The following is a 539-nucleotide window of genomic DNA, read 5'->3' on the forward strand; positions in this document are numbered from 1 at the left end:
GGCTTACCAAGGCGACGATCAGTAGCCGACCTGAGAGGGTGATCGGCCACATTGGAACTGAGACACGGTCCAAACTCCTACGGGAGGCAGCAGTGGGGAATATTGCACAATGGGCGAAAGCCTGATGCAGCAACGCCGCGTGAGCGATGAAGGCCTTCGGGTCGTAAAGCTCTGTCCTCAAGGAAGATAATGACGGTACTTGAGGAGGAAGCCCCGGCTAACTACGTGCCAGCAGCCGCGGTAATACGTAGGGGGCTAGCGTTATCCGGAATTACTGGGCGTAAAGGGTGCGTAGGTGGTTTCTTAAGTCAGAGGTGAAAGGCTACGGCTCAACCGTAGTAAGCCTTTGAAACTGAGAAACTTGAGTGCAGGAGAGGAGAGTAGAATTCCTAGTGTAGCGGTGAAATGCGTAGATATTAGGAGGAATACCAGTTGCGAAGGCGGCTCTCTGGACTGTAACTGACACTGAGGCACGAAAGCGTGGGGAGCAAACAGGATTAGATACCCTGGTAGTCCACGCCGTAAACGATGAGTACTAG

The 539-nt window shown here is 53.2% G+C and carries 1 rRNA gene; it reads left to right on the plus strand.

The window, feature by feature from the left end:
- A 16S ribosomal RNA gene (locus tag CHL78_RS20515) occupies window positions 1-539 on the plus strand; the annotation flags it as partial.

It is taken from the genome of Romboutsia weinsteinii (assembly GCF_002250835.2).
GTDB lineage: Bacteria > Bacillota > Clostridia > Peptostreptococcales > Peptostreptococcaceae > Romboutsia_A > Romboutsia_A weinsteinii.